Consider the following 22,245-nt stretch of genomic DNA (forward strand, 5'->3'; position numbering starts at 1 on the left):
GCTTCTCAGTTTTATGACAGGAACGCCGAATTTCCTCCTGATCGCCATCGGCGAAAGCACGCAGTCGTCCATAGATACAAAACGGCCCGGTCGATGCCGGGCCGTTGTGTTCTGAGATTACTCGGCACCGATCAGGGGCACCAGAGAACCTTCACCAGCTTCTCCGACTTGAGGAGACTGCGCACCGGCATCTCAAGCACATCGTCACCGGCCACCGCCTTTTCGAAGGCGGCGCGCTTCTCGGCGCCTTCGATGTGCAGCAGGATTTCGTCGGCGCCCAGCAGCAGAGGCAGGGTCAGGGTGATGCGCGGCTCGCCCGCGGCCTTGGCGTTGATCGCCATCACCTGCGCCTTGCAATCGGGCGAGTTGGCGGCGGCGAGGTTGTCGCCACCTGGGTAGAACGAGGCGGTATGACCGTCCTCGCCCATGCCGAGCACCACGGCGGCGAACGGAAGCGGCAGATCGGCGATCACCTTCCCCACCTCGGCCACGGCCTCTTCGGGCGTGGGAACCAGCCGGTAGAGTGGCACGAACTCGATATTGCTGAGCGGCCCCTTGAGGAGATGGCGGCGGGCAAGGCCGGCGTTCGAGCGCTCGTGCGTCTCGGGAACCCAGCGCTCGTCAACAAGCGTCACCACGACGTCGTTCCAGGGCATGCGGTAGCGCGACATCGCTTCCAGGAAGCGCACCGGCGTCTTGCCCCCCGACAACGCCAGCGCCGCCTTGCCATGCAGGCGGATCGTGTGGGCGAGCGCACCGGCGACCTCGACGGTCAAGGCATCGGCAAGCGCAGCGCCATTCTCGTACTCCTGAAACTCGTACATACCTTCCTCCAGATCGGCGACCCCGTGACGCCGCCGGCTGTCATCGGCTGCACGGCGGTTGGGCCAAAGCGTCGGACGATGCCGCGCCGGCCAGCTTTCCCCTTGTTCAAATATACACAATCGGCCGGCGTTGGCACCGGCCGACTTTACACAATACCGGAAAACCCGCGCCAAAACGCCTCACGGCGACGACGGCACGGGAAAAGCCGGCGGCGAACCCGCTCGCCGGCTCCATCAGAAGGCTCAATCCTTCCGCAGCGCCTTGATGGCCGCAACCAGTCCCTTGGTCGACACGTCCTGGCTCGCAGCCGGCTCCGCCTCGCCCTTGAGAACCGGCAACAGACGGTTGGCCAGTTCCTTGCCGAGCTCGACGCCCCACTGGTCGTAGGAGTTGACGCCCCAGATGGTGCCCTGCACGAACACCTTGTGCTCGTAGATGGCGATCAGGCGACCGAGCGTCTTCGGATCGAGCGTCCGATAGAGGATGGTGTTGGTCGGGCGGTTGCCCGGGAAAGCCTTGTGCGGCGCCAGCGCTGCGATATCGGCATCGGACTTGCCGGCCTTCTTCAGCTCGGCGGCGGCTTCCTCAGCCGTCTTGCCCAGCATCAGGGCCTCGGTCTGGGCCAGAACGTTGGACAGGAGCTTGGCGTGGTGATCGCCCACCTGCTCGTGCGGCACGGCGGCGGCCAGGAAGTCGGCCGGGATGACGTCGGTGCCCTGGTGGATCAGCTGATAGAAGGCGTGCTGGCCATTGGTGCCGGGCTCGCCCCAGACGATCGGACCGGACGCGCGCGGCACCGGCGTGCCGTCGGTACGCACGCCCTTGCCGTTCGACTCCATGTCGAGCTGCTGGAGATAGGCGGCGAAGCGCGAAAGGCGCTGATCGTAGGGAAGCACGGCGTGAGTCGAGAAGCCCCAGACGTTGCGATACCAGACGCCGAGAAGGCCGAGGATCACCGGGATGTTCTTCTCGAGCGGAGCGGTGCGGAAGTGGTTGTCCACCTCATGCGCGCCGGAGAGGAAGGCGACGAAGTTGTCGAAGCCGACGGCGATCGCCACCGGCAGGCCGATGGCCGACCACACCGAATAACGGCCGCCGACCCAGTCCCAGAAGCCGAAGGCGCGCTTCACGTCCATGCCGAAGGCGGCTACCTTGTCGAGCGCGGTCGAAACCGCGCAGAAATGCGCGCCCACCGCCGCCTCGCCGAGGCTCTGCTTGATCCACTCGCGGGCGGTGCCGGCGTTGGTCATGGTCTCGGAGGTGGTGAAGGTCTTCGACGCGATGACGAACAGCGTCGTCTTGGGATCGAGTCCGGCGAGCGTGTCGGAGATATGAGCGCCATCGACGTTCGACACGTAGTGCAGGCGCGGGCCGTTGCCCCAGTAGGGCGACAGAGCGATGGTCGCCATGGCCGGGCCGAGATCGGAGCCGCCGATGCCGATGTTGACGACGTCGGTGAACTTGGCGCCGGTCGAGGACGCAATCTTGCCGGAGCGGATGCCCTCCGCGAAGTCCTTGATGCGGCCGAGCACCTCGTTGACGTCCGGCATCACGTCCTTGCCATCGACGATGACCGGCGTGTTGGCGCGGTTGCGCAGCGCCGTATGCAGCACGGCGCGCTTCTCGGTGGTGTTGATGATGGCGCCGGAGAACATGGCGTCGCGACGCTCGGCGACGCCGGCCGCCTTGGCCAGCTCGATCAGCAGCGCGAAGGCATCGGCATCGAGGCGATTCTTCGAGAAATCGAGCAGCATGTCGTCGAGATGCACGCTGAAGCGGTCGAAACGACCGGCGTCCTCGGCAAACAGCTTGCGCATGGGGCGATCGGCCAGCTCGGCCTTCTTGGCTTCCAGACGCTTGAAGATAGGATCCAGCTCCGCGACCATGTTCACGCACTCCCAATGCCGGGCCGTTGCCCGCTTATGTTCCGCCGAATGGAGCGGGATATTACGGAGCGTCGCCGAGCAAGGCTAGTACCTTCGTCTAGGTTTGATTGCGAACGCGAGCTCCTGTCGCGGCAAGTGATTGAAAACGCCTGGCATCAGCCCTCATCAACTGCTCGTGCTCACCACCAGGCGTGGAAGTGGTGGACCGGGCCGTGGCCGTGGCCGATATCCAGCCGGTCGGCGGCGACGATGGCCGCCGTGACATAGGCCTTGCCCTCCTCGACGGCGGCAACAAGGCTCAGCCCCTTGGCGAGGCCGGCGGCGATGGCCGAGGAAAGCGTACAGCCGGTGCCATGGGTGTTGAGCGTCGCATGGCGTGGCGCCGTCAGCCAGTGCGCACCATCGGCGTCGAGATAGAGGTCGGCGCTTTCCGCCCCGCCGCCATGACCGCCCTTGATGAGCACCGCCCTGGGGCCGAGGGAGAGCAACTCGCGCGCCGCAGCCAGCATGTCGTCGGGCGTTTCATCGACCGTCCGGCCCAACAGCTTGCCGGCTTCCGGCAGGTTTGGCGTGATCAGTCTGGCGAGCGGAAACAGTTCCTCACGCAATGTCGTCACCGCCTCGGCCTTCAGAAGGCTGTCGCCCGAGGTCGCCACCATCACCGGATCCAGCACGACACGGTTCTGGCCGTAATCCCTGAGTCCGGCGGCAACGGTGCGGATCAGCTCGGGGCTGGCCAGCATGCCGATCTTCACGGCGTTGACGGTCAGGTCGGAGAAGACGGCGTCGATCTCGGCGCGGACGAAATCGGCCGGTGCCTCATGGATAGCCATTACGCCCCGCGTGTTCTGCGCGGTCAACGCCGTGATCACCGATGCGCCATAGACGCCAAGCGCCGAAAAGGTCTTGAGGTCGGCCTGGATGCCGGCGCCACCGCCCGAGTCCGATCCTGCGATGGTGACCGCGATCGCCGTCATGCCCGCGTCTCCCAAGCCTTGGCCACGTCGAGCCACTCGGTCATCCGGGCCTCGGGGCTCGCCGCCGATAGAACATCGGAAATCACCGCCACGCTGTCGGCCCCGGCGTCCCAGCAGATCGGCGCCCGGTCGAGCGAGATGCCGCCGATCGCCACCAGCGGCTTCCTGGCGATGCGCTTCCATTCCGTGAGCAGCTCCGGCCCGCTCGCCGGCGCGGCATCGTCCTTCGAGACGGTCGACCAGATCGGTCCGAGCGCGACGTGGTCCGGATCGACGGCCAACGCCCGATCCAGCTCCGCCCGGTTGGCAGTGGACACGCCGAAGCGGATACCAGCGGCCCGTATGGCCTTGAGGTCGGCGGTATCGAGATCTTCCTGGCCGAGATGCAGCCACTCGGCGCCGAACTCGATGGCCTCCCGCCAGTGGTCGTTGACCACGCAGATGGCGCCAGCCGCCTTGCAGAGGGCGAGCGAGTCGGCGATTTCCTTGCGTCGGGTCTCGATATCGGGCGCCTTGGTGCGGATCTGCACCAGCTTCAGACCGAGCGGAAGCAGGCGCGGCAACCAGGCGGCGCGGTCGATGATGAGGTAGAAGCGGTCGAGCATGGGCGGTCCGTCAGGAAACAGGAAAAGGCGGGATCAGTGGCGCTGCGGCCGGCTGGCGTGGATGACCTTGGTCGCCTGCGTGTAGATCACGCGCAACAGGTCCTCGGCAATGGCCGGCGCCACCATCCAGCCATAGCGGAACAGGCCGTTGATGGCGATGATCCGCTCGCCAACGACCACCTTCGGCACGCCGTTCATCAACACCGGCATCAACCCGGCGCGCAGCTCCAGAACCTCCGCGTCGGCAAAGGCCGGCAGCAGGGACACGGCGTGCATCATCAGTTCGCCGGCCGACCGCACCGACACGCCACTACGGTCGTCATCGACCGTCGTGGCGCCGATCACGTAGATGCCTTGGCCACGCGGCGTCACATAGAGCGAATGCCGGTTGTGCAGCAGTCGGATCGGGCGGCTGAGCTCGATCTTGTGGCTGCGCACGATGGCCATTTCCGCCGTGACGGCGCGTAGTTCGGGGAAGCGGTCGCGCGCGCCAAGACCGCGCGTGTCGACGATGCGTTCGGCGTGCAACCCTTCGATCGTGCCGACCCAGTCGAAACGGATCCGGATGCCGCCGGCTTCGAGAACGTCCTTGAGGCCGTTGAACAGGATGCGCGGATCGGCGTGCGCGGCCTTCGGAAAGAACATGCCCCGGTTGTAGATGCCTGCGAGCGCCGGCTCCAGGGCGGCGATCAGTTCCTCGTCGAGCCAGTCGTAGTTGAGAACGAACGTGGAATAGTCGTCGAGCGCCGTCGTCTGGCGGCGGTTGCCAAGCACCAGGGCGCCATTGGTGATCAGGCCGGGAGCCAGCGTCGGCCACAGCTCGATCGAGCGACGCCCGAGATCGACGATCGTGGCGTCGGCGGCGTCCGCCTCGCAGTCGGGAGCAAGAACACCCGTCCCATTCCAGGCGGGGGAAGCAGAGAAGTCGCTCTGCCGCTCGTAGATCGCCACCTTGAGGCCCGCACGGGCGCACATCAGGGCCGTGACAAGCCCCATGGGGCCGGCGCCGACGATCGCCACGTCCACCGTTTCGCGTTTGCCGCTCGCAATTTCGCTCATCGGATATCTCTCACGCAGAAGCCTTTGCTCGCGGACCCTGCTGCATCTCTTTGGCCCGCACCTCGAAAAGTGTCAACGCCATCCCGTCCCCCGCAGGGCCAACCATCCAGCAACACGCGCCGATGAAGCCCCGGAACCGAAGTCGCATTGCGGCTTCCGGCGCCAAGCGGCGCCGCGCGGAGCGGGTCTTTCGTGGCGAAGCCTCGAAAGACGAAAAGCGAAGCGGAAGCCAAGGGCCGGAGGCCCGCCGGCAACTGAGGCTGAATAAAAACCACCCGCCGGCGACTGAGGCTGAAACTAAGTCGGCGTATCGGCGCTCCGCGCCTTGGCCTTGGCTTCGAGGATACCGAGACGCCGCTCCCGCCAGACGACGAACACGCCGGAGGCAATCACCACCATAGAGCCGGCGAGCACCGCCGCCGTCGGAACGTCGCCGAACACCATGTAGGAGATGATGACGATCCAGATCATGTTGATGTAGTCGAAGGGGGCGATCACCGACGCTTCGGCAAGGCGGTAGGATTGCGTCATCAGCACCTGTCCGATGCCGCCGAACAGGCCGGCGACGATCAGCATGGTGACATCGGCAAGGTCCGGGGCCACCCAGCCGAAAGGCAGCGTCACGAAGGAAAACACCGAACCGCAGGCCAGGAAGTAGAAGACGATGGCTCCGGTGGTTTCGGTCGCGGTCAACTCGCGCACGGTGACGGCGGCGACCGCCCCGAGCATGGCCGAGCCGAGCGCGCAAGCCGCGCCGACCGCCCGATCGCCCTGCAGGCCGGCACTCAAGCCGCCCATCTGCTCCGACAGCACGATCAGCACGCCGAGAAAGCCAATGCCGACGGCGCCCCAGCGGAACGCCCGAACACGTTCGTGCAGCAGCAGAGCGGCGAAACAGACACCGAACAGCGGCCCGGAGTAACTGATGGCTGTGGCGTCCGGCAGCGGCAGATAGGAGACCGCCGTGAACCAGCAGAACATGGATGCGGTTCCGACCAGCGAACGGCGCACATGGCCGAACGGACGAGCCGTCGCAAGAGAGGCAGGAAAAACGCCGAGAACCGCAAGGTAGACGATGACCGGGACGATGCCGAAGAACGAACGGAAGAACAGGATTTCCCCTGGCGGCACGCGGCCGGACACCAGCTTGATCAGCGTCAGCATGATGGCGAAGGCGATGGTCGAGGCGAGCTTGAAAAGAACGCCCGCGGCAGTCGGCGACATGGGGAAATGAGCTCCTTGCTCAGCCGCTTATATAGAGATTTGCCGCGGGACCAAGTCCCGATTTGTCATATTTTTAGCCTTCGCGCCCAAGGGCCCGCTTCAGGCAAGGCGTGACTTCAGAAAATCGACCGTGCGCTGCCAGGCGAGATCGGCCGCCGCCTTGTCGTAGCGCGCCGCCGACGTGTCGTTGTTGAAGGCGTGGTTGACGCCCGGATACATGTGCATCTCATAAGGTTTGCCTGCCGCCTTCAACGCCGCTTCGAACACCGGAATGCCGGCGTTGATGCGATCGTCGAGCCCGGCGTAATGCAACAGGAGAGGCGCCTTGATGGCCGCCACCGCCTCGGCCACCGGCTGGGCGCCGTAGTAGGATACCGCCGCACCGAGATCGGGATCGGCCACCGCCGTCTGCAACGACAATCCGCCACCCCAGCAAAAACCGACGCTGCCGGCCTTGCCGTTGCCTCCCACATGGCCCCGCAGGAAGGTGGCGGCAGCAACCGAGTTGCCCACGGCCTTCATCCTGTCGAGCGCGCCGATCATCTCGCGCGCCTTGTCCTCGTCGGCGGGCGTTCCGCCGGCCGGCGACAGGAAGTCCGGCGCGAGAACCATGAAGCCTTCCAGGGCGAGGCGGCGAGCGACGTCTTCGATGTGGCCATTGAGCCCACGGTTCTCGTGGATCACCATCACCGCCGGCAGCGGCCCGGCCACCAGGGTGGGACGGACGAGATAGCCCTTCATCGTTCCGCCATCGCCGGGGAACTCGACCGTCGAGGTGTCGAGCCGGCTGTCAGTCGCCTCGACCATGGCCGCCTGGGCCTGCCGAGCCTCGATCAGCGGCACGATGGCCGCCGCCGCCGCGCCCGAACCGGCGAGCTTTGCCAGCTTCTCCATGAAGCCGCGGCGATCCAGCGTCAGGTGGGTATACTCGTCATAGAGACGGATCATGTCCTGCGTGATGACGATGCGTTCGCTCATGTCGATGCTCCCTGGGGTCCGCTCCGCGCCCTTCGCCAGGAGTAGTTCACGAAGCGAATATCGCAGCAAAACGAACCACTTACGATCTGTTGTTTCGGTGGAGCTTCTGGATTCGGTACTTGAATCTCTTGATTAGGACGAGCGTCAAAAGCCGAGTTCAGCTCCCCCGGGTGCAAAACGCCCCGCGCCCATGCCGACACTCACGTATTTTTACTGATATGTAAACCGCATAATTCCGCCATCGCGGCCATCAATCCAGAGACAGATCGTCGGAACGCCGCTGCCAGATGGCCTTCGCGCGTGCGCTGTGCCAGCCGAGGCAATAACCGATCGCCCGCTCCACCGCGCCCGCTTTCGGCCCGACGGCATGAAGATCGTCGAGCAGGAGATGCGCCATGTGAATGTCGTTGAGAACGCCCAGCACATTCTGGGCTGCCTTGACGCGCGGCAGCAACTTGCGGCGCGTCGACTTCGGCATCAATGGCTCAAAGAAATCATACGCATAGCGTAGCCGTTTGAATCTCTTCCTGAGATCGTGCCGCTCTTCGGGCGACAGCGCCTCGGGATCGCGACCGAGCTTCTCGACCTTGCGCCTCAGGCGAGAGACCACCTGCTCGGCAAAGGGCGTGACCGGCGCCGCCAGTTCAACGCTCTGCCCGATGTCGTCCATCGACAGCCAGCCGCGCGCCTCGGTGAAGGCCAGGAGATCGATCAGGAAATCGCCCGTGGCTCGGTCTGCCAGAACGCTGGCGAGATGGGCGCGCGCTGCCTTGCGCCGCTTCTCGAGAAGGGCGATCAACGCCGCCATGTCATCGCCGCCGTCGAGCGGCGCCACCAGCTCGTCGATCAGCACGTCCATGTCGCGCGTTGCCGCCACTTCGGTCGCCAGCCGCCGCGCCTCGATGGCCAGCGGCTCGGCCGCACCGGGCGCAATGATTGGGGCGAAGACCTTCAGTGCCGTGCGGAGGCGCCGCAGCCCCACCCGCAGCTGATGGGCGCCCTCGGGATCGTCGCATACCCTGAGCGCCGCGACGTTGGCGGATATCTGGGTGGCGCAGGACCTCAGCACCTGTTGCAACGCCATTTCGACGGACATGTCGTCATCGAGGTCGGCGTCCATCGCCGTCGTCGGTTCGACCGGGCCGATCTCGCCTTCGAGCAGAGAATAGCCAAGATCGGACTTGGCCTCGGTCGAGAAATGAAAGGCGACGCCCGCCAGCGCCGGACGCGCAACCTCGAACAGGGCTCGCCGATCGCCGGAAAGAAGCTCGAGCTCCACTTCGCGGATATCGGCGCGCCGGCTGCCGGCCGTCACCGTTCCCCGGTCGAGCGCCATCTCGACCCGATCGCCGGCCGGCGTCACGATCTCCCAGCGTCGCCGCGTCACGCGCATGGAAAACAGCGGCACCAGCGGTCGCCCGTCGACGAGCTTCGTCAGTTCGACCGCCGCCTCGTCGGGCAAGCGGGAAAGGTCGGGCACGCGCCCGCCATGCGGCACGTTGAACTCCGGCCGCTCGGCAAGCCCGAGCGAGAAGCTGCCGGAGAACTTCACCGTCTGTTCGCCGCTCCGGCCGGCTCGGCGCAGACGAAGACTGATGCCCTTGGCGCGCAGGGCGAGATCAGGCGTGTCGAAATAGGTGCTGACGAGCCGCTTGTCGCCCTTGGGCGCGACCGTCAGACCCGGCAAAGTGGAAAGACGCGCCAGTCGTGAGGCGCCCACCGCGTCCACTGCCACCTTGAGTTCGGCCTCGACCCCGTCCGCCATTCACATCCTCCCCCGTCTGGTCCAATCCTATCGCCGGCCGAAGGGTTTGACGAGCCACCCCTGGGAACGATTCGGATTCCCGGTTGTCTTCCATCCAGGTGAAACCGGGAGACGATCGACGTCCGGGCGATCGGATGCCGCATTTCTGACCAGACGGGAAAAAACGCTTGCCAATCGGTCAATTGTCGGTTCGGATAAAGGCTCGCCGGCCGACGGGGAAAAGTCAAAAGAAGACCGTCCGGCCAGGCACGGGGTTCGCCGACCAAGCTCGGCAACAGGGGAGTATACCTTATGAAAACGATGTCCCGCCTTCTGGCGGCCACCATGCTCGTGGCAGGCCTTGCCAGCGCCGCCCACGCCAAGACGTTCGTCTATTGCTCCGAGGGCAGCCCGGAAGGCTTCGACCCGGCGCCGTATGCCTCCGGCACCACCTTCGACGCGTCGTCGAAGCCGGTCTACAGCCGCCTGACCGAGTTCGAGCGCGGCACCACCAACGTCATTCCCGGCCTCGCCGAGAGCTGGGACATCTCCGAGGACGGCACGGTCTACACGTTCCATCTTCGCAAGGGCGTCAAGTTCCACACCACCGAGTATTTCACGCCGACCCGCGACTTCAACGCCGACGACGTGATCTTCTCGTTCCAGCGCCAGAACGACAAGAACGACCCCTGGTACGCCTACGCTGGCGGCACCTGGGAGTACTGGACCGGCATGGACATGCCGAACCTCGTCAAGTCGATCGAGAAGGTCGATGACTACACCGTCAAGCTGACACTGACGGCCGCCAACGCGCCGATGCTCGCCAACCTCGCGATGGACTTCGCCTCCATCATGTCGAAGGAATACGCCGACAAGCTGGCCGCCGAGGGCAAGCAGCCCGACCTCAACCAGCTGCCGATCGGCACGGGCCCGTTCCAGTTCGTCGCCTACGAGAAGGACGCGGTCATCCGCTACCAGGCCTTCGCCGACTACTGGGGCGGCAAGCAGAAGATCGACGACCTCGTCTTCGCCATCACGCCGGATGCCTCGGTTCGCGTTCAGAAGCTGAAGGCCGGCGAGTGCCACCTGATGCCCTACCCGAACCCGGCCGACGTCGAGGCCCTTCAGTCTGACGACAGCGTCCAGCTGATGAGCCAGGCGGGCCTGAACATCGGCTACCTCGCCTACAACACCATGATGAAGCCCTTCGACGACGTGCGCGTCCGCAAGGCCCTCAACATGGCGATCAACAAGCAGGCGATCATCGACGCCGTGTTCCAGGGCACCGGCCAGGTTGCCAAGAACCCGATCCCGCCGACCATGTGGTCCTACAACGACAACATCCAGGACGACCCCTACGATCCGGAAGCGGCCAAGAAGCTGCTCGCCGAGGCCGGCGTCAAGGACCTCAGCATGAAGGTGTGGGCGATGCCGGTGTCGCGTCCCTACAACCCGAATGCCCGCCGCATGGCCGAGCTGATCCAGGCCGACTACGCCAACGTCGGCGTCAAGGTCGAGATCGTCTCCTACGAGTGGGCCGAGTACCTGAAGCGCAGCCAGGACAAGGAGCGCGACGGCGCCCTGCTGATGGGCTGGACCGGCGACAACGGCGACCCGGACAACTTCCTCGCCGTTCTGCTCGGTTGCTCGGGCGTTGGCGGTTCCAACCGCGCCAACTGGTGCAACGAGGAGTTCAACGCCCTCGTGACCAAGGCCGCCGCGGTGTCGGACATGGCCGAGCGCACCAAGCTCTATGAGGACGCGCAGGTCGTCTTCAAGAAGGAAGCGCCCTGGGCGACCATCGCGCACTCGACCACCTACGTGCCGATGTCCAAGGCCGTGATCGACTACAAGGTCGATCCGCTCGGATCGCACCGCTTCGACGGCGTCGATCTCGCCGAGTAAGCGACACCACCAAGACGGACACGGTTCCGGGGAGAAATCTCCGGAACCGTTTTCGCATCTGGAGACCGGGCCGGACGGCGTCGCAGTGATCGCCTTCTCATGCGTGAAACCATGTAGAGTGGCGGAAATCGTGGCAGTTTCATGCCGCGAAAATGGTCAAATATCGACGTTGTCGCTTGCGGCCCGGGTTTTCGGCGGCTACTGGAAACCCCATGCCTAACGCGCCCATCCTTCGTCCATATCGTTCCGAAGACCGCGCAGCGGTCGTTCGGCTTTGGCACGACGCCTGGCACGATGGCCATGGGGCGGCCCTGCCGCCAACTGTGGTTGCCGAGCGGTCACTGGAAAGCTTCGACTTTCGCCTCGGGCCGCTCGAGGCCGGCTGCCTCCTCGCCGAGGTAAACGGCCGCATCCAGGGCTTCGCCGCGATCGAAGGCAACGAGATCGACCAGTTCTACATCGCCGCAGAGGCGCGCGGCACGGGCCTTGCTGATCGACTGTTGGCCGCCACCGAGGCGGAACTTGCCCGGCGCGGCATTCGCGACGCGGCAATCCAATGCTCGGCCGGCAACGATCGTGCGCACAGGTTCTACACGCGGGCCGGCTGGCGAGACAGCGGCGTCCGGCAAGCTCCGATCTGGACTCCGGACGGGCGCCATGAAACGCATCCGACCCACATCTTCGTCAAGCAACTCTCGAGTCAGGACTGACCCCGCACCATGTTCGGTTTCATCCTCCGACGTCTCGGCCTCTTGATCCCGACCTTCATCGGCGTCAGTCTGGTCGCCTTCTTCTTCATCCGCCTGCTGCCGGGCGATCCCGTGCTCTTGCTAGCCGGCGAGCGTGGCATATCGCCCGAGCGTTACGCGGAGCTGATGCACCGCTTCGGCTTCGACCTGCCGCTCTGGAAGCAGTTCATCTACTATTTCACCGACCTGATGCACGGCGACTTCGGCACCTCGATCTCCACCAAGAAGCCGATCTTCAACGAGTTCTTCACGCTGTTTCCGGCGACCCTGGAACTGTCGATCTGCGCGGTGATCTTCGCTGTCGTGCTCGGCGTGCCAGCCGGCGTCATCGCCGCCGTCAAGCGCAATTCCTGGTTCGACCACACGGCCATGGCCACTGCGCTGGTCGGCTACTCCATGCCGATCTTCTGGTGGGCGCTGCTGCTCATCATCGTCTTTTCGGGCATTCTCGGATGGACGCCGGTGTCGGGCCGCATCTCGCTGATGTTCTTCTTCCCCAAGGTGACCGGCTTCATGCTGATCGACAGCTTCCTGTCCGGCAAGGCGGGGGCGTTCCAGTCGGCGGCGAGCCACCTCATCCTGCCGACCATCGTGCTGGGCACCATTCCGCTCGCCGTGATCGCCCGCCAGACGCGCTCGGCCATGCTGGAGGTTCTCGGCGAGGACTATATCCGCACGGCCAAGGCCAAGGGGCTCAGCCCGTTCCGCGTGGTCGCCGTGCATGCGCTCCGCAACGCCCTGATCCCGGTGATCACCACCATCGGCCTGCAGATCGGCGTGCTGATGGCCGGCGCCATCCTGACCGAGACGATCTTCTCCTGGCCGGGCATCGGCAAGTGGATGGTCGATTCCATCTTCCGGCGCGACTATCCGGCCGTGCAGGGGGGCCTCGTGCTGATCGCCCTCATCGTCATGGGCGTCAATCTCGTGGTCGACATGCTCTACGGCCTCGTCAATCCCAAGATCCGGCACCAGAGGTAACCCGATGACCGCCGTCTCCGCTTCCGTCCGTCCGGGGCGCCTCAAGGAATTCTGGCGCTATTTCTCGGAAAACCACGGTGCCGTCGCCGGCCTCGTGCTGTTCGTGGCGCTGGTGTTCGTCGCGCTCGCCGCGCCGCTCTTCGCCCCCTTCGATCCCGACCAGCAGTTCCGCGACGCGCTTCTGGTGCCGCCGCTGACCCATGGCGCCGAGGGCATCTTCCTTCTCGGCACCGACGCGCTCGGTCGCGACATCCTGTCGCGCCTGATCTTCGGCTCCCGCTTCTCGCTGTTCATCGGCGTGGTCGTCGTGTCGGTATCGCTCATCGGCGGCGTGATCATCGGCATGTTCGCCGGCTTCTTCCGGGGCTGGGTCGACACGGTGATCATGCGCATCATGGACATCATCCTCGCCTTCCCCTCGCTCCTCTTGGCCCTGACGCTGGTCGCCATCCTCGGCCCCGGCCTCACCAATGCGATGATCGCCATCGCCATCGTGGCGCAGCCCCACTACGTGCGACTGACCCGCGCCGCGGTGATGTCGGAGCGCAACCGCGACTATGTCACGGCTGCCCGCGTCTCCGGCGCCGGTCCGCTGTGGCTGATGTTCGTCACCATCCTGCCGAACTGCATGGCGCCGCTGATCGTCCAGGCCGCCCTCTCCTTCTCCGGCGCCATTCTCGACGCCGCCGCCCTCGGCTTCCTCGGCATGGGCGCCCAGCCGCCGACGCCGGAATGGGGCACCATGCTGGCCGAGGCGCGCGAGTTCATCACCCGCGCCTGGTGGGTGGTGACCTTCCCCGGCCTTGCCATCCTGATCACCGTGCTGGCCATCAACCTGATGGGCGACGGCCTGCGCGACGCCCTCGATCCGAAGCTGAAGAGGTCGTGATGCCCATTCTCGAAATCAGCAACCTCTCGGTCGATTTCCGCACGGTGGGCGGCCAGTTCCGCGCCGTCGATGGCGTCTCGATCACCGTCGACCCCGGCGAGATCGTCTCCATCGTCGGTGAAAGCGGGTCTGGCAAGTCGGTGTCCATGCTGGCGCTGATGGGCCTTCTGCCGTGGACGGCGACCATCACCGCCGATCGCATGATGTTCGACGGCAAGGACCTCCTCACCATCTCGCCGCGCGAGCGCCGCCGCATCATCGGCAACGATCTCGCCATGATCTTCCAGGAGCCGATGAGCTCGCTCAACCCGTGCTACACGGTCGGCTGGCAGATCGGCGAAGTGCTGAAGGTCCACCTCGGCCTGAACAAGCGCGCCCGACGCGACCGCACCGTGGAGTTGCTCGAGCTCGTGGGCATTCCCTCGGCAGCCGAACGCCTCGACACCTATCCGCACCAGATGTCGGGCGGCATGAACCAGCGCGTGATGATCGCGATGGCCATCGCCTGCAATCCCAAGCTCCTGATCGCCGACGAGCCGACCACCGCGCTCGACGTGACCATCCAGGCGCAGATCCTCGACCTCCTGGCCAAGCTCCAGCGCGACGCCGGCATGGCGCTGGTGCTGATCACCCACGACATGGGCGTCGTCGCCGAAACCGCCAACCGCGTCTCGGTGCAGTATGCCGGGCAGAAGGTGGAGGAGCAGCCGGTCGCCGAGCTGTTCGCCGACCCCCATCACCCCTACACGGCGGCGCTGTTGTCGGCGCTGCCCGAGCGGGCGACCAGCCGCCGCCTGCCGTCGATCCCCGGTGTGGTGCCCGGCCAGTACGACCGTCCCGCCGGTTGTCTGTTCAGCCCGCGTTGCGAGTTCGCCACCGAACGCTGCGTCGAGAAGGCGCCGGTCACCCAGGGTCAGGCCGCCGGCTACGCGCTCTGTCACTATCCGCTCAACCAGGGCAAGCCGGTCGGCCATCCCGGCCCGGCCGCCATCCTCGACCGGAGGATTTCGGCATGAACGCTCAAGTTCCTCCCACCGTCGTCCTCGAGGCCCAGCACCTCGCCCGCCACTACAGCCTGAAACGCGGCATGTTTGGCGAGCCGGCCACCGTGCGTGCGCTGTCGGAAGCCTCGTTCAAGCTCACCGCCGGCAAGACGCTGGCCGTCGTCGGCGAGTCCGGCTGTGGCAAGTCGACGCTCGCCCGCCTCGTCACCATGATCGAGCCGCCGACAGCCGGCGACCTGATCGTCGACGGCAAGCCGGTCCACCTCGACCAGACGCCGAGCCATGAGCTGCGCCGCACCGTGCAGATCGTCTTCCAGGACCCCTACGGCTCGCTCAACCCGCGCCAGAAGGTCGGCACCATCCTGGAAGAGCCGCTCCGCCTCAACACCTCGCTGTCCGCCTCCGAGCGACAGGCCAAGGCGCGGGCGATGATGGAAAAGGTCGGCCTTCGCCCCGAGCATTACGACCGCTATCCGCACATGTTCTCCGGCGGCCAGCGCCAGCGCATCGCCATCGCCCGGGCCCTGATGCTCAATCCGAAGATCCTGGTTCTCGACGAGCCGGTCTCGGCCCTCGACGTGTCGATCCAGGCGCAGGTGCTGAACCTCCTGATGGACCTGCAGCAGGAGTTCGGCCTCGCCTACCTGTTCATCAGCCATGACCTTTCCGTGGTGCGCCACATCGCCGACGAGGTGATGGTGATGTATCTCGGGCGCCCCGTCGAGTTCGGCACGATCGACGAGATCTTCAATACGCCGCGCCATCCCTACACACGCGCCCTGCTCTCCGCGACGCCAACCACGGAGCCCGAGAAAAGGCGCGAGCGCATCCGCCTGACCGGCGAGCTGCCGTCGCCGCTGCGTCCGCCCAAGGGCTGCGCCTTCCATCCGCGCTGCCCCTTCGCCTACGAGCCTTGCGACGTCGACCAGCCCAAGCTGTTGCAGGCCCCCGGCGGCAACGCCAAAGTCGCCTGCTTCGCCGTGCAGGGCGAGCTCCTGTAAGGCCTTAGCGGCCGATCGACGCCAGTGCCTTTGATAGCGGGGTCGCCACGAGCGGCCCCGTAATCATTTCGAGGCGTCGGTCGGCCAGCCGATGCGGCACGCGCCAGAGGTAGGCCATTTCGCGCGATGCGCGGATCACCGGATCGAACAGGCCGAGCAACGTGAACATGAAGCCCGGCACACGTTGCACCCGCATCGGCCGATGGTGGACGACGCCGGCGGCATCGGCGATGTCGGCAATCGAAACGGTGTGCCCTTCGAAGTGGAAGACCTCGAATGGGTCGAGACGATCACGCTGTTCGGCCAGACGCACGAAGGCGCAGGCAAGATCGGGCAGATAGGCCCAGGCGTGCGGCACATTCTCCGGACCGGGCGCGCGAATGACACCCTGCTCCGCCTTGGCGGCGATCAACGCGGACAGCCAACTCTGGCCGGTGATGGTCGGGCCGAAGAAATCGCCGGCCCGGAGGATGCAGGTCCGAACCCGGCCGGCGCGCGCCGCCTCGGCGAAACTTCGTTCGATCTCGACGCGAATGCGCCCCTTCTCGGAGGACGGTGCCGCGACGAGATCGGGCGTCAGCCGATCGGGCATCCTTTCGCCAAATCCATAGACGTTGCCGGGAAACAGATGCAGCGCGCCGAGGCGCTCGGCAACCACGAGCGCGGCATCGTAAAGCGGTTTCGCCAGTTCGGCCCAGCGATGATAGGGCGCATTGAGACCGTCGAAGACGACGTCAACGGGCGAGCTCGCCGCCTTGGCCACCGCCTCGGGATCGTTGAGATCGGCCTCCACCGGCCAGACCCAGTCCGGCAGCTCGCCGGCCCGTCCCCGACGCACGAGGCCCGACACCTGCCAGCCCTGGCGATGGAACTCCTCGGCGACCGCCCGGCTCACACCGCCCAGGGCGCCGAGGACGAGAACATGTCCAGCCATGATAACCTCGAAATCCGAATGTCGTTGCAAGTCTTTGATGTGGGCCATTCTTCGGCGTTCCGTCGCCTCAACCAACCCGATTTCCGAAATAAGATGTTTTATTTCGCACATCAATTCGCTATGTTTTTCAAGATGCCATTCATTTTTGCATGACAATGCTCGACTGGACCCTCCTTCGCTCCTTCCTGGCCGTGGTCGATACCGGCTCGCTGTCGGCCGCCGCGAGTCGTCTCGGCCTCGTCCAGCCGACCGTCGGGCGGCACATCCGCGAGCTTGAGGAAACGCTCGACACGCCGCTGTTCCGTCGACAGCCGCGCGGCCTTGAGCCGACGCCGGCCGCCCTCGACCTCATCGAGGATGCCCGCCGCATGGGCGAGGCGGCGCTCGCCCTGGAACGCAAGGCAAGCGGCTCCCGCGACAACCTCGCTGGCACGGTGCGCGTCACGGCGAGCCGCATGGTGGCGGCCTACCTGCTGCCCGAGATCGTCGCGGCCCTGCATGTCGAAGAGCCCGACGTCGACATCGAGATCGTCGCCAGCGACGAGACGCAGAACTTGTTGCGTCGCGACGCCGACATCGCGCTGCGCATGTACGAGCCGCGCCAGCCCCAGTTGATCCGCCGACGCATCGGCGACGTTCCGCTCGCCGTCTACGCGTCGCCTGCCTACCTCGCCCGGCGTGGTACGCCGGCCCGACTGGTCGATCTCCTGCAGCACGACATCATCGGTCTCGACAGGGGCGACGACCTCTTGCAGGGCTTTGCCCGCGCTGGCCTGCCGGTGCCGCGCGAGTGGTTCCCCATCCGCTGCGACGACCACGTCGTCGGCTGGCAGATGGTCATCGCCGGCGCCGGCATAGGCTTTGCCCAAGCGCCGATCGCCGACGCCGAGCCGCGCGTCGTGCGGCTGCCGGTCGAGGACATCGGCTTTGCGCTGCCACTCTGGCTCGCCTACCACGAGGATCTCAAGCCGAGCCGTCGCATCCGCTTTGTCGCCGATCATCTCGTCGAAGGTCTGGCCCGTCGCATCAAGCCCCGGAAGACCACGTGATCGCCACCCTCTCTCCCCTCCCCGCCGTGGAGCTGGCGCCGCTCTTGATCGGCGCGACGTTTCTGGTCGATGGCATCGGCGGCGTCATCGTCGAGACTGAGGCCTATGAGGCCGACGATCCCGCCTCGCACTCCTTTGTCGGCGAGCGGCCACGCAACCGGGCCATGTTCGGCCCACCGCTGACCGTCTATGTCTATCGCTCCTACGGCGTGCACTGGTGCGTCAACATCGTCACCGGGCCGGTGGGCCACGGCGCCGCCGTGCTGCTGAGGGCCATCGAGCCGACCGTCGGCCTCGCCGTAATGGCGGAACGGCGACGGATGGCCATTCCGCGCCTTCTCGCCTCCGGCCCCGGCCGGTTGACCGAGGCGCTGGGAATCTCCATCGCCCATGACGGGTTGCCGCTTGACGCGCCGCCCTTCGAGCTGATCCCGCGCCAAGACACTCCCGACATCGTCGCCGGTCCGCGCATCGGCATCACCAAGGCCATCGATCGGCCCTGGCGCTTCGGCCTCAGGGGGTCGCCCTTCCTCAGCCGGCCGTTCCGCTGAGCGATCACCGCAGCAGTCGCAGCGAACCGGTCAGCGACTTCACCCACTTTGCCGGGCCGCACAGGCCGAGGCCGTCGATCGCCTCGTCGGCAAGGCGTTTCTCAGGCAGCAGCGCCTCATACTCGCGATAGTCGTGCAGCGACCGCGAGAAGGCCGGGAAAACCACTAGCGCGCTGTCGTCGCCACGCGGCATCGCCTTCAGCATCAGCGCCTGGATGGCCTCGGGCGCTGCCGCCAGGATCGGCACCGGCAGAACGGAACTGTCGTCGATGGTGCGCCCCTCCGCGTCGGTGAGGGGGCGGTTGCCAAGCCACGGCAGACGGGCGCCAAGGCCGATGCCGATGGCGCCGACCGTGTTGGCCAGCAGGCCCACCGGCAGCTCGGGATTGACGACGATGGCGAGGCGATTGTCGGGCGACATGGTAACTCCGGTGCATTGGAAGAACGCCGGCGAGGGTATTCGCGCCCCTGAGGCATTTCATACCGGAGTTTGCGCCTAGACAGCGATATGAGGTAGATTCTACCAAACTGAAAAGACTGAAAGACAGGATATGCCTAGTTCAACGCTTGAACCGGTCGACATCAGAATTCTGGAAGCGCTCCAGGGTGACGGCCGTCTGACCAACCAGGCGCTAGCCGAAGATGTGGGCCTGTCGACATCGCCCTGCTGGCGGCGCGTGCGTCAGCTCGAGGAGACGGGCGTCATCGACGGCTATCGCGCCGCGCTCGACCGCCAGAAGATCGGTCTCGGCGTGCTGGCCTTCATCCGGGTCAAGATCGACAGCCACAGCGAAGCAGAGGCCGAGGAGTTCTCGAAAAGCGTCGCCCGCCTGCGCGAGGTGATCGCCTGCTACTCCATTGCGGGCGACGCCGACTTTCTGTTGCAGGTCGTCTCGCCCGACCTCGACACCTACGCCGACTTCGCCATGACGGTGATCCGTCGCCTGCCACGCATCAAGGAAATGCAGACCACCTTCGTCCTGAAGGAGATCAAGCCGTTCAAGGGATTTCCGGTGGGGCTGTAGGGCGGCATTATCGGGCAGGCGGCCTATAGTGGCCGCACCCAGCCAGGAGGAACCTTCAGTACACCGGCTTGCCGCCGATGGTCAGCAGGCCGAGCATGTCGTCGTCATCGGACACCCAGCGCTGCAAGGCCGCCACGGTCACCATGTCGGTGCCACCTTCGTCGCCAACCCCGGCGATGTGCTGATAGGGCTCGAAGGGATCGCCCAGATGCGACAGCACGGCGAAGGCCGTACTGAAGTCGTCGTCACCCGCGTATCGGCTGGGCGTGACGATGGTACGGATGCCGGCCGCGGTCGCGGCGGCAAGGCCAGGGCCGTTGTCCTCGAACACGATTGCGGCGCGAGGCGACAGGCCGAGTCTGGAAAGAGCCAGTTCGTAGACATCCGGCGCCGGCTTCGCCCGCACAGCCCCGGCGCCGCCAACGATGGCGGTAATCTTCTCGAGCCCGTCGAGACCGAAGTTGGCGAGGATCAGCGCCTCGGCATTCTCGACGCTCGACGTGGTGGCCAGAACGACGGCCAGCCCCTGCGAGCGGGCATCCTCGATCAGCCGCTCGATACCGGGCCGGGGGCGGGCGAGCCGGCGATCCACCAGCTTGGCGAACAGCCGCGTCTTGGCGGCGTGCAGGTCCTCGAACCTTTGCAGCCCCTCGTCGGCCATCGGCGGCGCGTAGTGCTCGATGAAGTAGGAAAGCCGCGCCCGGCCGCCGTGAACGGCCAGGAGCTCGCCGTAGAACTCGGGCTCCCACACCCAGGGCAGTCCCGCCTCGGCAAAGGCGCGGTTGAAGGCCAGGCGGTGAACCTCCTCGGTTTCCGCCAGCGTGCCATCGACATCGAAGATCAGTGCCTTGACGGGTGCCATCACGCCCTCTTGGCCAGAGCATCGTTCAAGCGATGCGGTCTATCGAAGCTTCTCCAACACTGCCGGAAGCTCGCGGAAATCGTCCATCACGAAATCGGCGTCGAGCTCGTCGGCGGGTATGTCGGTATAGCCGTAGCGCACAACCGCCACCTTGATGCCGGCTGCCTTGGCCGAGGCAACGTCGTTGGCGCTGTCGCCAACCATCAGCAACTCTTCCTTCGGCAAGCCGAGCCGTTCGGCCACCAGCCACATCATGTCCGGCGCCGGCTTTGGCGTGACGCCGCTATCCCCGCCAACCACCACGGAGATCTCCGCACCGATGCCCAGGCTGTCGACGATCTCGCGCGAAACCGCCGTCGGCTTGTTGGTGCAGACCGCGAGACGATAGGTCTTGGCGAGTTCCTTCACCGTGTCGGCGGCATGCGGGAACAGACGTGTCAGGCGGGTGGCGCGCGGCTCATAGAAGCCGAGATAGGTCTTCACCTGCGCGGCGAGCGCCTCGCCCTCCATGGTCACCCCATGCGCGGCGAAGGCCTTCTGCACCAGCACCGGCACGCCCTTGCCGACCATCGACGCCACGGCGCGCTCGGTGTGCGCGGCAAGGCCGTTCTTGGCCATCAGGTCGTTGATCGCCTCTGCAAGGTCCGGCAGGCTGTCGACCAGCGTGCCGTCGAGGTCGAAGATCAGGGCGCGAATGCTCATAGACTGTCTCTCAGGGCTTGGATGTTGCGGCGGTAGTCGGCCTCGGTGCCTCCCTTGAACACCGATGTGCCGGCGACCAGAACGTCGGCGCCAGCACGGGCCAGCAGTCCGGCATTGGCCGTGGATACGCCACCGTCGATCTCGATGTGGATCGGACGGTCGCCGATCAGCGCCTTCACCTTCTTCACCTTCTCGACGACGGCCGGGATGAAGGCCTGTCCGCCGAAACCGGGGTTGACGGTCATCAACAGCACCAGGTCGATCTCGTCGAGCATGTACTCGAGGCCGCCGACGTCGGTGCCGGGATTGAGCACCACACCGGCCTTCTTGCCGAGCGACCGGATCACCTGCAGCGAGCGATGCACGTGCGGCCCGCCCTCCTTGTGGACGCTGATCACGTCGGCCCCGGCATCGGCGAAAGCGGCGAGGAACGGATCGGCAGGCTCGATCATCAGATGCACGTCGAACGGCAGCTTGGTGTGCGGGCGCATCGCCTTCACCACCGACGGTCCGAAGGTGATGTTGGGAACGAAATGGCCGTCCATGATGTCGATGTGAACCCAGTCGCCGCCAGCCGCTTCGACAGCGGCGAGCTCTTCGCCAAGGCGGGCGAAATCCGACGACAGAACGGAAGGGGCGATCTTGACGGTCATGAGAAGCGTTCCGGCAAAGGTTTCAAAAGCCAGACGTTCTTAAAGCAAGACGCCGTCGAGCGCTAACCCCGTTTCCCAGACCGGGGGGAAAATCCCATCGTAATCGATCAAGAGCCGGCGGCGATACTTGGGCCGCCGCCGGCACCTGCTTCATCGATTGTCCGGTTGCGAGCGCACCAGCTCCAACCCGCGCGGCGTGATGCGATAGGGCTTGCTGTTCCTGGACGCGATCGCCCGCTTGTTCTTCAACTTGCGGAACATGGCGAGGTTGAAGTCGGTGTAGAGCCAGCCGTCGCGGCTGAAGCAGGAGAGCTCTTCGATGTCGCCGCGATCGTCGCGGACGATCTCGATGCGTCCACCCTGGGCAAGCAGGTGCAGAATGCGCTGCTCGGCGCGTGAAATATCCATGGGTCTGAAGTCCGGAAGTGGCGCCACTAGAGCACCCGCCGATCAGGTTGAATCAACCTGATCGAAAAGCGGCTGCCCCAGCAAACAAACTGGAGCATTCGCTCGACGACCAAATGTTTCAATTTGGTCTGCGAATGCTCTAGGCTGAATCGACATTCAGCGCATCCATAGCATGGCTGCGGCGAGATGGATGAAGCTCAAGAAGTTGCTGACACGTCTGTCGTATCGGGTTGC

Annotated in this window: 23 protein-coding genes; 9 read left to right on the forward strand and 14 right to left on the reverse strand. The window is 65.5% G+C overall.

What is annotated here, in order from left to right; genetic code table 11:
- Positions 1–131: 131 nt before the first annotated feature.
- The 8 genes from pgl to M4J40_RS17820 all read right to left on the reverse strand — a co-directional run bounded on the left by pgl (position 132) and on the right by M4J40_RS17820 (position 9,319).
- Complete coding sequence (gene pgl / locus M4J40_RS17785; RefSeq protein WP_251755759.1) at positions 132–824, reverse strand: 6-phosphogluconolactonase; 693 nt, start codon at positions 822–824, stop codon at positions 132–134.
- Positions 825–1,067: 243 nt separating this feature from the next.
- On the reverse strand, positions 1,068–2,711 hold the full coding sequence (gene pgi / locus M4J40_RS17790; protein WP_257235280.1) for a glucose-6-phosphate isomerase: 1,644 nt from the start codon (positions 2,709–2,711) through the stop codon (positions 1,068–1,070).
- Positions 2,712–2,890: 179 nt separating this feature from the next.
- Positions 2,891–3,688, reverse strand: coding sequence for a bifunctional hydroxymethylpyrimidine kinase/phosphomethylpyrimidine kinase (gene thiD / locus M4J40_RS17795; protein WP_251755760.1), 798 nt, complete (start codon positions 3,686–3,688; stop codon positions 2,891–2,893).
- The gene (locus M4J40_RS17800; RefSeq protein WP_251755761.1) at positions 3,685–4,293 is read right to left on the reverse strand and encodes a thiamine phosphate synthase; all 609 of its coding nucleotides are present in this window, start codon (positions 4,291–4,293) and stop codon (positions 3,685–3,687) included. The genes thiD and M4J40_RS17800 overlap by 4 nt, the downstream gene beginning before the upstream one ends.
- A 33-nt stretch (positions 4,294–4,326) precedes the next feature.
- Entirely contained in the window at positions 4,327–5,352 is a 1,026-nt protein-coding gene (locus M4J40_RS17805; RefSeq protein ID WP_251755762.1) for an FAD-dependent oxidoreductase, read from the reverse strand.
- Positions 5,353–5,649: 297 nt separating this feature from the next.
- On the reverse strand, positions 5,650–6,576 hold the full coding sequence (locus M4J40_RS17810; RefSeq protein WP_251755763.1) for a DMT family transporter: 927 nt from the start codon (positions 6,574–6,576) through the stop codon (positions 5,650–5,652).
- Positions 6,577–6,675: 99 nt separating this feature from the next.
- Positions 6,676–7,554, reverse strand: a complete 879-nt coding sequence (locus M4J40_RS17815; RefSeq protein ID WP_251755764.1) for a dienelactone hydrolase family protein — start codon at positions 7,552–7,554, stop codon at positions 6,676–6,678.
- Positions 7,555–7,804: 250 nt separating this feature from the next.
- Positions 7,805–9,319, reverse strand: coding sequence for a CYTH and CHAD domain-containing protein (locus M4J40_RS17820; protein ID WP_251755765.1), 1,515 nt, complete (start codon positions 9,317–9,319; stop codon positions 7,805–7,807).
- 291 nt (positions 9,320–9,610) lie between these two features.
- Here M4J40_RS17820 and M4J40_RS17825 point away from each other — a divergent pair, with 291 nt between their 5' ends.
- From M4J40_RS17825 to M4J40_RS17850, 6 genes are all read left to right on the forward strand, one after another.
- Positions 9,611–11,203 (forward strand): ABC transporter substrate-binding protein, encoded by a 1,593-nt coding sequence (locus M4J40_RS17825; protein ID WP_251755766.1) that lies wholly within the window; start codon positions 9,611–9,613, stop codon positions 11,201–11,203.
- Between the two features lie 212 nt (positions 11,204–11,415).
- Positions 11,416–11,913 carry a GNAT family N-acetyltransferase gene (locus tag M4J40_RS17830; RefSeq protein ID WP_251755767.1) on the forward strand — a complete coding sequence of 166 codons (498 nt, stop codon included), beginning with the start codon at positions 11,416–11,418 and terminating at the stop codon, positions 11,911–11,913.
- A gap of 9 nt (positions 11,914–11,922) precedes the next feature.
- Entirely contained in the window at positions 11,923–12,933 is a 1,011-nt protein-coding gene (locus tag M4J40_RS17835) for an ABC transporter permease subunit (protein WP_251755768.1), read from the forward strand.
- Between the two features lie 4 nt (positions 12,934–12,937).
- On the forward strand, positions 12,938–13,822 hold the full coding sequence (locus tag M4J40_RS17840) for an ABC transporter permease subunit (RefSeq protein WP_251755769.1): 885 nt from the start codon (positions 12,938–12,940) through the stop codon (positions 13,820–13,822).
- Positions 13,822–14,838: an ABC transporter ATP-binding protein gene (locus M4J40_RS17845; RefSeq protein ID WP_251755770.1), complete on the forward strand. Its 1,017-nt coding sequence runs from the start codon at positions 13,822–13,824 to the stop codon at positions 14,836–14,838. The genes M4J40_RS17840 and M4J40_RS17845 overlap by 1 nt, the downstream gene beginning before the upstream one ends.
- Positions 14,835–15,827, forward strand: coding sequence for a dipeptide ABC transporter ATP-binding protein (locus M4J40_RS17850; protein ID WP_251755771.1), 993 nt, complete (start codon positions 14,835–14,837; stop codon positions 15,825–15,827). Before M4J40_RS17845 ends, M4J40_RS17850 begins: the two co-directional genes overlap by 4 nt.
- A 4-nt stretch (positions 15,828–15,831) precedes the next feature.
- On the opposite strand, the gene M4J40_RS17855 is transcribed toward M4J40_RS17850, so the two are convergent.
- Positions 15,832–16,761, reverse strand: coding sequence for an NAD-dependent epimerase/dehydratase family protein (locus tag M4J40_RS17855; protein WP_251755772.1), 930 nt, complete (start codon positions 16,759–16,761; stop codon positions 15,832–15,834).
- 149 nt (positions 16,762–16,910) lie between these two features.
- On the opposite strand from M4J40_RS17855, the gene M4J40_RS17860 reads away from it, so the two are divergent.
- Positions 16,911–17,810, forward strand: coding sequence for a LysR family transcriptional regulator (locus tag M4J40_RS17860; RefSeq protein WP_251755773.1), 900 nt, complete (start codon positions 16,911–16,913; stop codon positions 17,808–17,810).
- Positions 17,807–18,361 carry a DNA-3-methyladenine glycosylase gene (locus tag M4J40_RS17865; RefSeq protein WP_251755774.1) on the forward strand — a complete coding sequence of 185 codons (555 nt, stop codon included), beginning with the start codon at positions 17,807–17,809 and terminating at the stop codon, positions 18,359–18,361. The genes M4J40_RS17860 and M4J40_RS17865 overlap by 4 nt, the downstream gene beginning before the upstream one ends.
- Positions 18,362–18,365: 4 nt before the next feature.
- Here the strand turns inward: M4J40_RS17865 and M4J40_RS17870 are convergent, their stop codons facing one another.
- Positions 18,366–18,782 (reverse strand): DUF2000 domain-containing protein, encoded by a 417-nt coding sequence (locus tag M4J40_RS17870; protein ID WP_251755775.1) that lies wholly within the window; start codon positions 18,780–18,782, stop codon positions 18,366–18,368.
- Positions 18,783–18,912: 130 nt separating this feature from the next.
- Here M4J40_RS17870 and M4J40_RS17875 point away from each other — a divergent pair, with 130 nt between their 5' ends.
- The gene (locus M4J40_RS17875; protein WP_251755776.1) at positions 18,913–19,386 is read left to right on the forward strand and encodes an Lrp/AsnC family transcriptional regulator; all 474 of its coding nucleotides are present in this window, start codon (positions 18,913–18,915) and stop codon (positions 19,384–19,386) included.
- Positions 19,387–19,441: 55 nt separating this feature from the next.
- On the opposite strand, the gene M4J40_RS17880 is transcribed toward M4J40_RS17875, so the two are convergent.
- The 4 genes from M4J40_RS17880 to M4J40_RS17895 all read right to left on the reverse strand — a co-directional run bounded on the left by M4J40_RS17880 (position 19,442) and on the right by M4J40_RS17895 (position 22,011).
- Positions 19,442–20,248, reverse strand: coding sequence for an HAD-IA family hydrolase (locus M4J40_RS17880; protein WP_251755777.1), 807 nt, complete (start codon positions 20,246–20,248; stop codon positions 19,442–19,444).
- A 39-nt stretch (positions 20,249–20,287) separates the two neighbouring features.
- A complete protein-coding gene (gph, locus tag M4J40_RS17885) occupies positions 20,288–20,950 on the reverse strand; it encodes a phosphoglycolate phosphatase (RefSeq protein ID WP_251755778.1) in 663 nt (220 codons plus the stop codon).
- The gene (gene rpe, locus M4J40_RS17890; RefSeq protein WP_251755779.1) at positions 20,947–21,603 is read right to left on the reverse strand and encodes a ribulose-phosphate 3-epimerase; all 657 of its coding nucleotides are present in this window, start codon (positions 21,601–21,603) and stop codon (positions 20,947–20,949) included. Before rpe ends, gph begins: the two co-directional genes overlap by 4 nt.
- A gap of 150 nt (positions 21,604–21,753) precedes the next feature.
- On the reverse strand, positions 21,754–22,011 hold the full coding sequence (locus M4J40_RS17895; RefSeq protein ID WP_251755780.1) for a YjhX family toxin: 258 nt from the start codon (positions 22,009–22,011) through the stop codon (positions 21,754–21,756).
- Positions 22,012–22,245 lie beyond the last annotated feature (234 nt).

This window comes from Pleomorphomonas sp. JP5 (genome assembly GCF_023721815.1).
GTDB lineage: Bacteria > Pseudomonadota > Alphaproteobacteria > Rhizobiales > Pleomorphomonadaceae > Pleomorphomonas.

Excerpts from the sequence above, each read along its gene's own strand:
- M4J40_RS17850 (WP_251755771.1), top strand. The coding sequence starts at position 14,835 with ATGAACGCTCAAGTTCCTCCCACCGTCGTCCTCGAGGCCCAGCACCTC.
- rpe (WP_251755779.1), bottom strand. The coding sequence starts at position 21,603 with ATGACCGTCAAGATCGCCCCTTCCGTTCTGTCGTCGGATTTCGCCCGC.
- M4J40_RS17835 (WP_251755768.1), top strand. The coding sequence starts at position 11,923 with ATGTTCGGTTTCATCCTCCGACGTCTCGGCCTCTTGATCCCGACCTTC.
- M4J40_RS17805 (WP_251755762.1), bottom strand. The coding sequence starts at position 5,352 with ATGAGCGAAATTGCGAGCGGCAAACGCGAAACGGTGGACGTGGCGATC.
- thiD (WP_251755760.1), bottom strand. The coding sequence starts at position 3,688 with ATGACGGCGATCGCGGTCACCATCGCAGGATCGGACTCGGGCGGTGGC.
- M4J40_RS17820 (WP_251755765.1), bottom strand. The coding sequence starts at position 9,319 with ATGGCGGACGGGGTCGAGGCCGAACTCAAGGTGGCAGTGGACGCGGTG.
- M4J40_RS17830 (WP_251755767.1), top strand. The coding sequence starts at position 11,416 with ATGCCTAACGCGCCCATCCTTCGTCCATATCGTTCCGAAGACCGCGCA.
- M4J40_RS17870 (WP_251755775.1), bottom strand. The coding sequence starts at position 18,782 with ATGTCGCCCGACAATCGCCTCGCCATCGTCGTCAATCCCGAGCTGCCG.
- M4J40_RS17895 (WP_251755780.1), bottom strand. The coding sequence starts at position 22,011 with ATGGATATTTCACGCGCCGAGCAGCGCATTCTGCACCTGCTTGCCCAG.
- M4J40_RS17810 (WP_251755763.1), bottom strand. The coding sequence starts at position 6,576 with ATGTCGCCGACTGCCGCGGGCGTTCTTTTCAAGCTCGCCTCGACCATC.
- M4J40_RS17855 (WP_251755772.1), bottom strand. The coding sequence starts at position 16,761 with ATGGCTGGACATGTTCTCGTCCTCGGCGCCCTGGGCGGTGTGAGCCGG.
- pgi (WP_257235280.1), bottom strand. The coding sequence starts at position 2,711 with ATGGTCGCGGAGCTGGATCCTATCTTCAAGCGTCTGGAAGCCAAGAAG.
- M4J40_RS17840 (WP_251755769.1), top strand. The coding sequence starts at position 12,938 with ATGACCGCCGTCTCCGCTTCCGTCCGTCCGGGGCGCCTCAAGGAATTC.
- M4J40_RS17825 (WP_251755766.1), top strand. The coding sequence starts at position 9,611 with ATGAAAACGATGTCCCGCCTTCTGGCGGCCACCATGCTCGTGGCAGGC.
- M4J40_RS17875 (WP_251755776.1), top strand. The coding sequence starts at position 18,913 with ATGCCTAGTTCAACGCTTGAACCGGTCGACATCAGAATTCTGGAAGCG.
- M4J40_RS17845 (WP_251755770.1), top strand. The coding sequence starts at position 13,822 with ATGCCCATTCTCGAAATCAGCAACCTCTCGGTCGATTTCCGCACGGTG.
- M4J40_RS17880 (WP_251755777.1), bottom strand. The coding sequence starts at position 20,248 with ATGGCACCCGTCAAGGCACTGATCTTCGATGTCGATGGCACGCTGGCG.
- gph (WP_251755778.1), bottom strand. The coding sequence starts at position 20,950 with ATGAGCATTCGCGCCCTGATCTTCGACCTCGACGGCACGCTGGTCGAC.
- M4J40_RS17800 (WP_251755761.1), bottom strand. The coding sequence starts at position 4,293 with ATGCTCGACCGCTTCTACCTCATCATCGACCGCGCCGCCTGGTTGCCG.
- pgl (WP_251755759.1), bottom strand. The coding sequence starts at position 824 with ATGTACGAGTTTCAGGAGTACGAGAATGGCGCTGCGCTTGCCGATGCC.
- M4J40_RS17815 (WP_251755764.1), bottom strand. The coding sequence starts at position 7,554 with ATGAGCGAACGCATCGTCATCACGCAGGACATGATCCGTCTCTATGAC.
- M4J40_RS17860 (WP_251755773.1), top strand. The coding sequence starts at position 16,911 with ATGACAATGCTCGACTGGACCCTCCTTCGCTCCTTCCTGGCCGTGGTC.